The sequence below is a fragment of the Streptomyces sp. NPDC005728 genome (genome assembly GCF_040630895.1).
GTDB lineage: Bacteria > Actinomycetota > Actinomycetes > Streptomycetales > Streptomycetaceae > Streptomyces.
The window spans coordinates 87,490-100,582 of sequence record NZ_JBEXYL010000030.1 but is presented as its reverse complement, the minus strand read 5'-3'; the positions used below and the strand labels follow the sequence as shown (position 1 = coordinate 100,582).

Below are 13,093 nucleotides of genomic sequence, written 5' to 3'. Positions count from 1 at the left end.
CCGATGCCGGGGTGGTGCTGTTGTCCTGACCGCACGCCGTCGTCAGCGCCAGCACCGAAGCTGCCGTGGCCACCAGCGAGGCGGTCCGCCAGGAGGTCTTCATCCTCAACTCCCCAAATTCGCCTGGATATTGCAGCGCCCTGCTGCGCCGCCGCACGGCCATGGGTACGCAGTGAAGGGGCCGGAGCGTTCAACCGGGGCGAGAATTTCTTTCGGGAACCTGTGACACGTCCCGGGTCCGGGGAGTCATACGGGCACACATATCGGCTAGTTGGGATACTTCGGCGCGTCAAACCATTGATCGCGTTTTGTCACCCCTTCGGATCAATCCCGGCGCACTCCGGAGTGGGACCGCGCTCCGGGCCTCATGATCTCCGTCGTGCATGGACCCGAAGTGACCCGATGTGCGCCCGCCACACGGGTGCTGGCCCTGTTGACACTGACCTGGGCCCTGGTGGGCTGCCCGGTCGGGAGTGCGTCGGCCGACGCCTGCGCGTCCGCCTCGACGGGCCCGGACGGCACGGTGGCGGTGGCCGTGGCGGGAGGCAGCGACCGCTGGCCGACTCCCCCGCCGTGCCCGAAGCCCACACCGCCACCGTGCCCGCCCACACCCACCCCGACGCCCACACCCACGCCGACCCCCACCCCCACTCCGAAGCCGACGCCCAAGCCGACACCCAGACCGCGGCCGACGCACACACCGAAGGCTCCGCCGAGACCGGCACCGCAGCCGCCCGTGCAGCCCGCCCCGGCGACGCCCGCGCCTCCGCCGGCCCCGGCTCCCCCGCCCGCCCCCGCGCCGAGGCCCAAGCCCGCCCCGTCGCCCAGGTCCCTCCCGCGGCACTCCGTGGCCCCCGTGAGCTACCCGGCGTACCACCCCCGGGCCACCAACCACCCCGCGCCCGACCACACCCCACCGGTCGTCTACGTCCTGCTCATCACCATTCCCGCGATCGTCGCCATCGCGGCGCTCCGCCCGCGCTGACGCGCCGGCCCCTCACTTCTGGAGGCACCTGTTGTCGGATTGGCTTGTTCTCGTCCTCGCGATGCTGGCGGCCTGTGCCGTGGTGGTGGTCATCACCCTCGTACGGCACAAGCGGGCACCCGACGACGAGGATCCCAGCGAGACCCCGGACGTCATCGAGTACATGACGATGTGGATCGGCGTCGTGTACGCCATCGTCCTGGGCCTGGCCATCGCGGGCGTGTGGGAGGCGCGCAGCTCCGCCCAGGACCATGTGCAGGCCGAGGCCCAGGCGCTGCACGAGATCTCCGAGCGGGTGCGGGTCTATCCGCCGGACGTCCGTGACCGCATTCGGGACGACGTCAACGCCTATGTCGGACACGTCGTGACCACCGAGTGGAAGGCGATGAAGGAGCATGAGCAGGTCACCGACCGCGGTGCCGAACAACTGGCGCAGCTCCGCCACGACGTGACGGACTACCAGCCGAAGAACGACTTCGAGGCGCAGGCCTACCAGCCGCTGCTGGACCAGATCGCCGCCGCCGACCAGGCACGCAACGCGCGCGCCGACTCGGCCGGGGCGACGATGCCGCCCGTGGTCTGGTGGGGGCTGCTCTCCGGGGCGGTCGTCACCATCGGCATGGTGTTCGCACTGCAGATCCGGCGCACCCGGCGCGAGTTGGTCCTGGCGGGCCTGTTCTCCGCGACCATCGCCTTCATGCTCTTCCTGATCTGGGACTTCGACGCCCCCTACAGCCGGGGCATCACGGCGACCGCCGCACCGTTCCTCAACCTGTTCCCGAACATCAAGGGCTAGGGCCTGTCCGGCCGCACGCAGCCCGCAGGCCTTCTCCGGCCGCACGCAGCCCGCAGGCCTTCGCCCCGGTTCCCGGAGGGGAATCGGGGCGAAGGCCTGTCTGTCCACGTGCGATGCGGTCCGGCGAGAGGGATCCGGGGCCCTGGTCAGATCCGGTTCTCGTTCCGGCGGCGCAGCCAGACCGCACCGCCCCCGATGAGCGCCGAGCCCACCAGCCCTCCGCCGATGGCCGTGTCGGTCGGCGTGGCGCCGCTGGTGATGCTGCCGCCGAGACCGCCCTGGACGCCGCCGAGCACGGTGAAGACGCCCGGGCGGGTCAGGGTGGGCCCGTTGCAGTCGACCGTGACGTCGTAGCGGCCGGGACTGGTGCCGCGGCTGACCGTGGCGACGCCTCGCGCGGTGTCGTTGCCGACCGGAAACAGCTGGATGGTGCGGAAGGCGGGTGAGGACGCGATGGCGTTGCGGCAGCCGAACACGGTGATGGCGAGGCGGCCGCCGGCGGGGACCACGCTGGGCGAGGCGACGATGTTGCGCGGGCTCCCGTCGCCGCGGGCTCCGAAGTCATCACCCCGGCCGTGTTCGTTGCCCCGGCCGTTGTTGTTGCCCCGACCGAAGTTGTCGCACCGGCCGTTGTTGTTGCCGTTGTTGTTGCCGTTGTTGTTGCCGAAGTTGTTTCCCTGGCCGTTGTTGTTTCCCGGGCCGAAGTTGTTTCCCGGGCAGAAGTTGCCGTTCCCGAACCCGTTCCCGAGACCGAACCCGTTCCCGAGACCGAACCCGTTCCCGATGTTGCCGGTGCCGGGGATGGTGACGACGGTGTCCGAGCCGCCTCCGTTGCCCATGCCGTCCGCGACGGCCACGGGGGCGGTCGGCCCCAGCACGGCGGCGACCGCTGCGCACGCGGCCGCCAGGGCACGTTGGTTTCGCATGTGAACCTCCGCGGGAGGCACCCCGGGTCCCGTACCCGGTCTATCGGCGAGAAAGCACCTCCCGACAGAACCCTCGGGCGCCCGGAACACGCCCGCATGTCGAGAATGGTCCGTCCTGGTGAGCGGACACGCCGCCGGAAAACCACACAATCGGATATTGCTGCAGGTCACGGACCGTCAGAAAAATCCTTTCGGCTGCAACTCGGATGGCTCACCGACGGGGTGACGGACCACCCGTTCGCCCGTCGCCCCGTCGCTCGCCGCTTTCTCGGGAATTAGCTTTTTCCCATGCGATTGTCTACGTCCGGGTCAGCCGAGCTGGCCGAAGAGGAGGAGCGGCGGAGGAAGCGCGCCCCTTGGGGCGTGATAGCGCTTGTTCTGCTGACCGGCCTGGCGCTCATCCGCAACGGGTCGGGAGAGTTCGACGTCGGGCCGCCGCAGCCCGCGTCGGCGGCTGCCGCGGACACCGGCGCCGCCCCGAGCACGTTCACGGACACCCCCACTGCGCTGCCGTTCTCCGCGGCCGACCGGGTCCGGATCCCCGCGATCCAGGTCGACGCGCCCGTCATGCCCGTCGGCATGGACGAGCGTGGCTGGGTCGGCGCTCCGCCGCCGGACAACCCCAATCTGGCGGGCTGGTTCACCGGTGCGGTCTCCCCCGGCGAGAAGGGCACCGCGGTCATCGTCGGCCATGTCGACAACAAGAAGGGTCCCGCCGTGTTCTACGGCCTCGGGTCCCTGCAGAAGGGCAGCCGCGTCGACGTCCTGCGCAAGGACGGAAAGACCGCGGTGTTCGAGATCTACGGCGTCGAGGTGTTCGCCAAGAGCAGCTTCCCGAGCGACCGGGTGTACGGCGCGAAGGGCACACCGGAACTCCGGGTGATCACCTGCGGCGGCGGTTTCTCGAAGCAGAACGGCTACGACGGGAACGTCGTCGTCTTCGCCCGCCTGGTCGCGGTCAGCTGAGCTGCCGTCACCGGGCGGGCGGGAACCCCGTCAGCCGAGACGGCGGGGCGGCACGGTGAGGTGGTAGCCGGAGTCGAGGAGACGGGGCAGGTACTCGCGGATCGCGCGGACGCTCTGCGAACGGTCGCCCCCGGCGTCGTGCGAGAGCACCACGACGCCGGGGGCGGCGCCGCTCCTCACCCGGTCGACGATGGTGCGCGTGCCGGGCGTGTCCCAGTCGGTGGTGTCGAGGGTCCAGGCCATCGGCTCCATGCCCATCTCGGCGCCGAGCTGGAAGGCCGCGCGGTTCCAGGCGCCGTAGGGCGCGCGGAACCACTGGGGGCGCTCCCCGTAGGTGTCCTCGATGGCGTCGCTGGTCCGCTCCATCTCGGAGCGGATCTCCCGGCGGTCGAGGGTGGTAAGCAGCGGGTGCGTCCAGGTGTGGTTGCCGACCACGTGCCCCTCTTCGGCCATCCGGGCGAGCAGCTCCCTGTTCTCGACGACGCACTCGCCGCACACGAAGAACATCGCCCGCACGCCGTACTGGGCGAGGGTGTCCAGAATGTGCGGGGTGTAGACCGGGTGGGGGCCGTCGTCGAACGTCAGCATCATCTGCCGGCCGCGTGCGGAGATCCGCAGGACGGGTTCGTGACGCACCTTCAGCCTGCGCGGTGCGGCGCGCGGCGAACCGTACCCGGTGAGCGGCTGGAGCCGGAAGGCGGACGGCTTGAGCGCCTGGCGTGCCTGGGGGCCGGCGAGGGGTGCGGTGGTGCGGGCCGGGTCCTCGTCGCCCGCCATGACGATGCCCGCGGTGCCTGCGGCCGCCAGGGCGCCGACCGAGGCGAGCAACATCCGGCGCCGCGTGAACAACTGATCCTTCTGCATGACTCATCAGTCGCCCGCCCGGCCTGCGGCGCACCACACCGGCACCGGTGCGGCGGCGCGAATGCACCCGGTCGGCTCAGCACCGGGCACACGGGTACGCCGCTGACCGGTGTCGATGGCCCGCAACAACGCCTCATCAGCGATTCCGGCCTGCTTCGCCGGACAGGCCCTAGCGGCGGCGCACCAGTGGGAACGGCAGGGTCTCCCGGATCGTCAGGCCCGTCAGGAACATGACGAGACGGTCGACGCCGACGCCGAGCCCGCCGGTCGGCGGCATCGCGTATTCGAGGGCGTCGAGGAAGTCCTCGTCGAGTTCCATGGCCTCGGGGTCGCCGCCGGCGGCCAGCAGGGACTGTGCGGTGAGCCGGCGGCGCTGTTCGACGGGGTCGGTCAGCTCGGAGTAGGCGGTGCCCAGTTCGGTGCCGAAGGCGACGAGGTCCCAGCGTTCGGCGAGCCTCGGGTCGGTGCGGTGCTGCCGGGTGAGCGGGGAGACGTCGGTCGGGAAGTCCTTGTAGAAGGTGGGCAGCTGGGTGCGCTCCTCGATAATTCGCTCGTACATCTCCAGGACCACGTCGCCGGGGCCGTCGTCGGCGGTGTACGGCACCCCGGTCCGGTCGCACAGCCGGTGCAGCCGGAGCAGCTCGGTGCCGGGACCGATCTCCTCGTCCAGTGCCTCGGAGAGTGCCCCGTAGACGGTCTTCACCGGCCACTGTCCCGAGATGTCGTACTCCTGGCCGTCCTTGCGGGCGACCGGGGAGCCGAAGGCGGCGGTCGCGGCGCCCTGGATCAGCTCGCGGGTCAGGTCGAGCATCACGTCGTAGTCGGCGTACGCCTGGTAGGCCTCCAGCATCGTGAACTCGGGGTTGTGCTTGTAGGAGACGCCTTCGTTGCGGAAGGTGCGGCCCAGCTCGAAGACCTTCTCCAGGCCGCCGACGCACAGCCGTTTCAGGTAAAGCTCGGGGGCGATGCGCAGATACATGTCGAGGTCGTAGGCGTTGATGTGGGTGGTGAAGGGGCGGGCGTTGGCACCGCCGTGGATCTGCTGGAGCATCGGGGTCTCAACCTCCAGGAAACCGCGGTCCAGCAGGCCCTGGCGCAGGGCCTGTACGGCGCTGGAGCGGGCCCGGACCACCTGTCGGGCGGCGGGGCTGGTGACCAGGTCGAGGTAGCGGCGGCGGACCCTGGCCTCCGGGTCGGCCAGGCCGCGGCGCTTGTCGGGCAGCGGGCGCAGGCACTTGCCGGTCAGCTGCCAGGACGTGACGAAGACGGTGGGCTCCCCCTTGTCGCTGCGTCCCGCGCGGCCGGTGGCGGTGATGTGGTCGCCGATGTCGGTGCCGGCCCGGAAGCGGTCGAGGGCGGGGCCGGAACCGTCGCGGGTGAGGGCCAGCTGGTGGTCACCCGTCCAGTCGCGCAGGACGACGAAGACGATGCCGCCGAAGTCGCGGACCAGCATGATGCGCCCGGCCACGGTGACGTCCCGGCCCTGCGGGACGTCGGCGAGGGCGTATGTGGGGGCGGGCACGCCGACCGGGTACGGGTCGGTGCCGGTGGCGCGCAGGCGGTCGAGCGTGCGGTGCCGGACGCGGACCTGGTCGGGCAGGCCCGCCTCCGGGGCCGCGGGCCCGGCCTCGTCCCCTCCGTCGAGGCCGAGCGCCGCCAGGGAGGGCAGGCCCTCGGTGGTGGCGGGCCGCTGTCCCGTCTTCGGGTGCCCCTTTCCCCAGAGTTTGCGCAGGGACGGTACGGAGACGAATCCCTCGGCGATGCCGGAGGCGAGGCCGATCCGGGCGAGCGAGGCGGTCTCGCCGTAGCAGATGAAGCGCGGGTACCACTCCGGGCGGTATTTGGCGTTGGACCGGTACAGGGCCTCCAGCTGCCACCAGCGGGAGAAGAACAGCAGCAGCCGGCGCCAGAGTCTGAGGACGGGTCCGGCGCCGATCCGGGCGCCCTCCTCGAAGACGGACCGGAAGACCGCGAAGTTCAGGGAGATCCTGCGCACCCCCAGTTTGGGGGCGGCCGCGCACAGGTCGGCGACCATGAACTCCATGACTCCGTTGGGGGCCGTGCGGTCACGGCGCATCAGGTCCAGGGAGACGCCGTCGCGGCCCCAGGGCACGAAGGAGAGCAGCGCGAGAAGCCGGCCGTCGTCGCCGAGGGCCTCCACGAGCAGACAGTCCCCGTCCGCCGGATCGCCCAGCCGGTCCAGGGCCATGGAGAAGCCGCGTTCGGTCTCGGTGTCCCGCCAGGCGTCGGCCTTGTCGACGACCTCCTCCATCTCCCGGTCGGTGAGAGTGGCGTGGCGGCGGATGCGGCAGGTGGCGCCGGTGCGGCGGACACGGTGCACGGCCTGCCGGGTGACACGCATGTCGCGGCCGTCCAGGTCGAATCCGGGCAGGTGCAGGATCGCCTCGTCGCCGAGCTGGAGGGCGCCGAGTCCGGCGCGGGCGTAGGCGCGGGCGCCGTCCTCGGAGGCGCCCATGACGGCGGGCGCCCAGGCGTGCCGGCGGGCCACGTCCAGCCAGACGGCGATGGCGTGCGGCCAGGCCTCGGGGTCGCCGACGGGGTCGCCGCTGGCCAGGCACACGCCGGCCTCGACGCGGTAGGTGACGGCGGCCTTGCCGCTGGAGGAGAACACGACGGCCTTGTCACGGCGGGTGGCGAAGTAGCCGAGCGAGTCCCGTTCGCCGTAGGCCGCCAGCAGGGCGCGGATGCGGGGCTCCTCGTCGTCGTGCAGGGCCGCCTCCAGGCGCTGCGAGCGGAACAGCGTGGCGGCCGCGTTCAGCAGGGCGAGCGCGCCGAACAGGCCGAGCAGGAAGGTGACCCGGCGCGGGGGGCGGCCGTCGAAGGAGCTGTTGGCCACCAGCCCGCCGCACACCCGGTCGGCCGCCCAGGCCAGGTGCTGGCTCTGCGGGAGGGTGCCCGGGAACAGCGCGACCAGGCCCCAGCCGGCCAGGACCGCCACGGCGAGGCCGGCCACCAGCACCGCCAGCGCACGCCAGACGGCAGCGCGGCGGGAGGCGGCGTAGAACTCCTTGCGGGCCACCACCAGCAGGAGCAGCAGGAGGCCGCACAGCACGAGGGAGGGCAGCGACTGCGCGTACTGGCCGAGGAGCAGGCCCAGGACATCGGTGAGGACCAGCAGGCCCAGATAGACGACGACCAGCCACCAGGCGACCTTCTTGCGGGCGGCGATGGCGCCGGCCAGCAGGAACAGGAACACGGCGTAGGCGAGGTTGGCGCTGATGGGGACGAGGAGCAGGTCGAGGGCGCGGACCACCGGGCGCAGGAGACGGCGCAGCGGGGCGCTGAACGCGAGCAGGACGCACAGCAGGCCGAGCGCGGCGAAGAAGGTCGCGAACGCCTCGGGCACCCAGCCGAGCCGTCCGCCGGAGGGCGGGCGTATCGGGCCCGTGGCACCCCTCCGGGCGGCCGGCTCGGCGGTGGCAGTCATGGTTCCGACTGTAGGAAGGGCGCGCGCGGCTCGCCCGTCGAGCGGGGCCGGGCCTCGGCCGGAAGCTCCGGTTCCGATAGCCTCGGGATGTGACGGAGCAGCACGAACAGCACGCGCACCAGTTCGAGCGGGGCACGGACGGGCCGAAGGTCATCGTGGTCGGGGTGGACGGCTCGGACTCCTCGCTGCGCGCGGCCGCCTATGCGGGCGGTCTGGCCCGGCGGCAGCACGCACTGCTGGCCGTGGTGTACGTGCAGCCGGTGCTCGCGGCCGGGGCCGCGCTCGGGGCGCCGGTGGCGGAGACGACCGACGAGATCGCCGAGGACCTGATCGCGCAGATCCGGGAGGCCGCCGAGCGGCTCAAGGGGATATTCGAGGTGCGCTGGGAGTTCCACACCTTCCGCGGTGACGCCTACAACGGCCTGGTGAAGGCGGCCGACGACCTCAAGGCGGACGCAGTGGTGGTGGGCGCCTCGGAGCAGGCCGGGCACCGCATCATCGGCTCGGTGGCGGTCCGGCTGGTGAAGGCGGGGCGGTGGCCGGTGACGGTCGTTCCGTAGGGCGCCACAGCAGCAGCGGGGTCGCCAGGAGCAGGACTCCGGCGACCACGATCGCCGTCCGCGGGCCCGTCGGGGCGGCGCCCGGTTCGACCGCCGTCACCAGCAGCAGTCCGGGCACGCCGGGGCGGATCAGGGCCGGCCCCACCGGCCGGCAGGCCCACAGCACGCCCGCCGTCAGCCGGCCTGCGGCGCTTCCCGCTCGCCGGGCCGACACCGGTCTGCCCGGACTCGCTCGTCCGGGCCACCGCCGACGCCCACCGGGCCCCGCCGCCCTCCGTACCCACCTCACCGACCGACCGCCCATCTGCCCCGGTGCCAGGCCTGGACGCCGGACCGGAGCGAGCCCGTCTCACCCGTGCGTGGCGTCTTCCGTCCGGGGCTCCCCTGAGCCATCATGATCCGCCGTCAGCCGTTTGCCACCGGCGAAGAGGTGAGGCGCATGGCCAGGCTCCGTATGGGTGAAGGAATTCTCCGCCGCAAACCCATCGAGCACATCGAGGAGACCGAACACGGCGAGGGCCCCCGGCTGGACAAGTCGCTCGGGCTGTGGCAGCTCACCGCGATCGGCGTCGGTGGCATCATCGGCGCGGGCATCTTCACGCTGGCCGGCACGGTAGCCCACGAAACGGCCGGGCCGGCGGTGCTGGTGTCGTTCCTCGTCGCCGGTGTCGCGAGCGCCTGCGCCGCGCTGTCGTACGCCGAGTTCGCGGGGCTGATCCCGAAGGCGGGGTCGGCGTACACGTACGGCTACGCGGTGCTCGGCGAGTTCGCGGGCTGGTTCATCGGCTGGGACCTGCTGCTGGAGTACACGGCGATCGTGGCCGTGGTGGCGATCGGGATCTCCGGCTACTTCGGCTTCCTGGTCGAGGAGATGGGTGCGAACCTGCCGCAGTGGATGCTGGGCGCGCCCGGCTCCGGGCACGGTCACCGGGTCGACCTGTTCGCGGCCGTGCTGTGCGTGCTGATCGCCTGGCTGCTCAACCAGGGCATCCGCAGCGCGGCCCGGTTCGAGACGGTAGTGGTCGCACTGAAGGTGCTGGTGGTGCTGCTGGTGATCGGGGTGGGCGTGTTCCACATCAACACGGCGAACTACCACCCGTTCTTCCCGTTCGGCGTAGGCGGGGCGTTCACCGGCGCGGCGACCGTGTTCTTCGCCGTGTTCGGCTACGACGCGATGTCGACCGCGGCCGAGGAGTCGAAGGACGCCCAGCGCCACATGCCGAAGGCGATCATCTACTCGCTGGCGATCTCGATGGTGCTGTACGTGGCGGCCTGCCTGGTCCTGACGGGCATGCAGAACTACAAGGACATCGACCCGGAGAGCGGCTTCTCCTCTGCGTTCAAGTCGGTGGGTCTGACCGGGCTCGCGGACGTGATCGCGGTGGGCGCGATCATCGGCATCCTCACGGTGATGTTCACGTTCATGCTGGGCGTGACCCGGGTGTGGTTCTCGATGTCCCGTGACGGGCTGCTGCCCAGGTGGTTCGCCAAGACGCACCCGACCCGGCACGTGCCGACCCGTGTGACCTGGATCGTCGGGGCGGCCTCGGCCCTCATCGCCGGGTTCCTGCCGATCGGCGAGGCGGCCGAGCTGACCAACATCGGCATCCTGCTGGCGTTCGTCGTGGTGTGTGCGGCGGTGATCGTGCTGCGCTACCGGCAGCCGGAGCTGCCGCGCTCCTTCCGCACCCCGTGGATGCCGTTCGTGCCCGCGCTGGGCGTGGTCTTCTCGATCTGGCTGATCACGTTCCTGCAGTGGCAGACCTGGGTGCGGTTCGCCGTGTGGTTCGCGATCGGCTGCGTGATCTACTTCGGCTACTCCTACCGCCGTTCCGTACTGGCCGAGCAGCCTCCCGCGGCCTGATCACTCGACCATGACCAGCCCGTCGGCGGCTGCCCCGCGGCTGAGGACGACGTCCCTGATGCGGTCGCGCACCCCCTCCAGCTCTGCGCCGTCGGCGATCGCCCGGTTGAGGTCGAGGACCCGGCCGGCGTCGATGTCGTACATCTGAGGGATGTACTCGGCCTTGGTGACCCGCCAGCGGTCGCCGGGACGGGCGGGCGGCGCGAAGGTGAAGCGGCCGATCGTGGACTCGTTGCCGCGCGAGTCCTGCACGCCCCTGTCGTTGTACGTCTCGCCGGCGATCTGGTCGCCCAGGCCGTAGACCACCCAGGTGCCGTTGACCTTCTCGTACGCCTGCGGGACATGGGCGTGGGTGCCGAGGATCAGGTCGATGTCGGGTCGGCCGTTGGTCTGCGAGGCGGTCAGGCGCTCGGCGAGGGCGAGCTGCAGCCCGTCGGGGGCGTCCTGCCAGTCGGTGCCCCAGTGCACGGAGACGACGACCACGTCGGCGCCCGCCAGCCGGGCGGCGCGGGCGTCGGAGATCATCCGGTTCGCGTCGACCGGCTGGACCGCCCACGGCTGTCCGGGCGGGAGCGGGGCGCCGTTGGTGCCGTACGTGTACGACAGGTGCGCGACCTTGGCCAGGCCCGCCTGGAACAACGTGACCGAGCGGGCCTCCGCCTCGGTGCGGGCGGTTCCGGCGTGCCGCAGGCCGGTCCGGTCCATGGCGTCCAGGGTGCGCCGGATGCCGGCTGCGCCGTCGTCCAGGGCGTGGTCGGAGGCGGTGGAGCAGCCGTCGTAGCCGGTCGCGGCGAGGCCCTCGGCGATCTGCGGCGGGGACTTGAAGACCGGGGAGCCGGTGTAGTCGCCGTCGGCGCCGTAGACGGTCTCCATGTGACACAGCGCCAGATCGGCGCGGCTGACGATGGGCTGTACGCCGGAGAGCATCGGGCGGAAGTCGTAGCCGGAGCCGCCGGCGTCGAAGCCCGCCCGCTCGATGACGGAGGTGTGCGGCAGCACGTCGCCGGAGGCGACGAGGGTGAAGTCGCGGGCGACGGCCGGCCCCGGGCGGCCCGGGGCGGCGGACTCCTGCCGCTCCTGGTTCTGACAGGTGGCCGCGGCAGCGAGGAGGGCGGTCAGGGCCAGGGCCACCTGATGCCTGCGTGCGATCATCAGCTCATCCCGGGGTCGTATCTACAGACGTGCTATGTGTGGACGTCCTATTTACAGACAAAGCTTTATGGGCATATGGGTATGAATCCGGCACTTCGTGCAAACTATTCGGGTGCCCGAATTAACCCATCCGGTACCGCCCGGCGCGGTCGCGGGCCGCTCGCGCGACCGTTCGCCGACACGATCGACCGTCCGTCGCAGAGCCGTGCGCACCCCCTGTCCTCCGGCGGCGCCCTGCGCTGGCATACGGCCCATGACGGCCGGAACCTCATTTCCCCCAGGGACGACGACCGCCGAGCACGAGCTGGCGGAACTCCAGCGCGAGCACGGCGGCTCCCTCTTCGCACTGCTGCTGCGGTTGAGCGACGGAGACCGGCAGCGCGCCGAGGACCTGGTGCAGGAGACCCTGGTGCGCGCCTGGCAGCACCCCGAGGCCCTGCACGCCGACACCTTCGAATCCGTACGGCCCTGGCTGCTGACCGTCGCCCGGCGGCTCGCGATCGACGCACGGCGCGCCCGGCAGGCGCGGCCGCCCGAGGTCGGCGACGAGGTGCCCGAGAGCGCGCGGGTGACCGCCGACCACGCCGAGCGGGCCGCTGCGATGCTCGATGTCCGGGAGGCTGTGAAGACACTCACGCCGGAACACCGTGACGTCCTGGTACTCGTGTACTTCCGAGGGGCGAGTGTGGCGGAGGCCGCGCAAACCCTTGGAATTCCACCCGGTACCGTGAAGTCCCGCGCGTACTACGCGCTGCGCGCCCTGCGCCGGGTCCTTCCGGGTTACGCAACCGACCTGCGGTGAAACCGGGGGCCGGGTCAAACCTCGGTAAAGCGCCTTGCCGTGACCCTCGTTCGGGCCATCAGCTGTCCTCATCCGTGTTCCGGACGGGGGCCCGGTCCGGGGAGTTCGGGCGACGCGCACGCACCGGAGGAAGGCAGGAAGGGATGTTGCACAGAGGTCACGAGAGTACGGACGGCAGCGGTGAACTCGCCGTCCCCATGGCCTGGTTGTACGCCGAGTACATCGCCGACGAGCTGCTGCGCACCGGCGATCTGATGCCGCCGACGTCCTTCGAGTTCCGGGCCGGCCGGGATGCGCTGGCGCTGACCGTCTTCCTCTCCGACACCGAGGGCGAGCTCTCCGGCATCCGGGTGGTCTCGCAGCTGGAGACCTGGCTGTCGCTCACGGCGTACGACCAACCGTGGCAGGAGTGGGTGGGCGAACGGATGGCCGAGCTGGCCCGCGAGGAGGCCGAGTCCGGCACGCCCTCGCCCGACCTGGCCCTGGCGGCCGAGGCCTGGCGCTGGCTGGACGAGACCGAGCTGCTCGCGCCCGACCTGGACGCGGTGCCGGGCGGCGGTGCGGTGTTCGGCGAGGACGACGGGCCGAAGGTGTGGACCCCGGCCTGGCGGCTCGGACTGCCCCTCGGGCATCTGGCCATCCACCTTTTTTGAGCCGACCGGAAATCCGACCAATCCGCGGGCCGGGCGGCTCCGAATCTCTTGGTCACGATTCGGTGTGGGCCTTGAGT

At 71.5% G+C, this 13,093-nt stretch carries 11 protein-coding genes and 1 pseudogene; 7 read left to right on the top strand and 5 right to left on the bottom strand.

Annotated elements, in window-relative coordinates; all coding sequences use genetic code 11:
* Positions 1 to 856 precede the first annotated feature (856 nt).
* Together ABZ471_RS21640 and ABZ471_RS21635 are read left to right on the top strand one after the other, a co-directional pair.
* Positions 857 to 985 carry a hypothetical protein gene (locus ABZ471_RS21640; protein WP_359068401.1) on the top strand — a complete coding sequence of 43 codons (129 nt, stop codon included), beginning with the start codon at positions 857 to 859 and terminating at the stop codon, positions 983 to 985.
* 31 nt (positions 986 to 1,016) lie between these two features.
* Positions 1,017 to 1,781: a DUF4239 domain-containing protein gene (locus ABZ471_RS21635; RefSeq protein WP_359068400.1), complete on the top strand. Its 765-nt coding sequence runs from the start codon at positions 1,017 to 1,019 to the stop codon at positions 1,779 to 1,781.
* 146 nt (positions 1,782 to 1,927) lie between these two features.
* Here the strand turns inward: ABZ471_RS21635 and ABZ471_RS21630 are convergent, their stop codons facing one another.
* Entirely contained in the window at positions 1,928 to 2,707 is a 780-nt protein-coding gene (locus tag ABZ471_RS21630) for a hypothetical protein (protein ID WP_359068399.1), read from the bottom strand.
* Between the two features lie 288 nt (positions 2,708 to 2,995).
* Between ABZ471_RS21630 and ABZ471_RS21625 the strand changes: the two genes are divergently transcribed.
* Positions 2,996 to 3,673: a class F sortase gene (locus ABZ471_RS21625; protein ID WP_359068398.1), complete on the top strand. Its 678-nt coding sequence runs from the start codon at positions 2,996 to 2,998 to the stop codon at positions 3,671 to 3,673.
* A gap of 30 nt (positions 3,674 to 3,703) precedes the next feature.
* On the opposite strand, the gene ABZ471_RS21620 is transcribed toward ABZ471_RS21625, so the two are convergent.
* On the bottom strand, positions 3,704 to 4,537 hold the full coding sequence (locus tag ABZ471_RS21620) for a polysaccharide deacetylase family protein (protein WP_359068397.1): 834 nt from the start codon (positions 4,535 to 4,537) through the stop codon (positions 3,704 to 3,706).
* A 169-nt stretch (positions 4,538 to 4,706) separates the two neighbouring features.
* Positions 4,707 to 7,985 carry a bifunctional lysylphosphatidylglycerol synthetase/lysine--tRNA ligase LysX gene (gene lysX, locus ABZ471_RS21615; RefSeq protein ID WP_359068396.1) on the bottom strand — a complete coding sequence of 1,093 codons (3,279 nt, stop codon included), beginning with the start codon at positions 7,983 to 7,985 and terminating at the stop codon, positions 4,707 to 4,709.
* A gap of 89 nt (positions 7,986 to 8,074) precedes the next feature.
* On the opposite strand from lysX, the gene ABZ471_RS21610 reads away from it, so the two are divergent.
* Positions 8,075 to 8,545, top strand: coding sequence for a universal stress protein (locus tag ABZ471_RS21610; protein ID WP_359068395.1), 471 nt, complete (start codon positions 8,075 to 8,077; stop codon positions 8,543 to 8,545).
* Here ABZ471_RS21610 and ABZ471_RS21605 read toward each other — a convergent pair.
* Positions 8,481 to 8,723 (bottom strand): annotated as a pseudogene (locus tag ABZ471_RS21605) (hypothetical protein); the annotation flags it as partial. The gene ABZ471_RS21610 and the pseudogene ABZ471_RS21605 sit on opposite strands and share 65 nt — an antisense overlap.
* A gap of 261 nt (positions 8,724 to 8,984) precedes the next feature.
* Between ABZ471_RS21605 and ABZ471_RS21600 the strand changes: the two are divergent.
* The gene (locus ABZ471_RS21600) at positions 8,985 to 10,409 is read left to right on the top strand and encodes an amino acid permease (protein ID WP_359068394.1); all 1,425 of its coding nucleotides are present in this window, start codon (positions 8,985 to 8,987) and stop codon (positions 10,407 to 10,409) included.
* On the opposite strand, the gene ABZ471_RS21595 is transcribed toward ABZ471_RS21600, so the two are convergent.
* Positions 10,410 to 11,561 carry a CapA family protein gene (locus ABZ471_RS21595; protein ID WP_359068393.1) on the bottom strand — a complete coding sequence of 384 codons (1,152 nt, stop codon included), beginning with the start codon at positions 11,559 to 11,561 and terminating at the stop codon, positions 10,410 to 10,412.
* A gap of 253 nt (positions 11,562 to 11,814) precedes the next feature.
* Between ABZ471_RS21595 and ABZ471_RS21590 the strand changes: the two genes are divergently transcribed.
* Positions 11,815 to 12,363 (top strand): sigma-70 family RNA polymerase sigma factor, encoded by a 549-nt coding sequence (locus ABZ471_RS21590; RefSeq protein ID WP_359068392.1) that lies wholly within the window; start codon positions 11,815 to 11,817, stop codon positions 12,361 to 12,363.
* Between the two features lie 143 nt (positions 12,364 to 12,506).
* On the top strand, positions 12,507 to 13,016 hold the full coding sequence (locus ABZ471_RS21585; protein ID WP_359068391.1) for a hypothetical protein: 510 nt from the start codon (positions 12,507 to 12,509) through the stop codon (positions 13,014 to 13,016).
* Positions 13,017 to 13,093 lie beyond the last annotated feature (77 nt).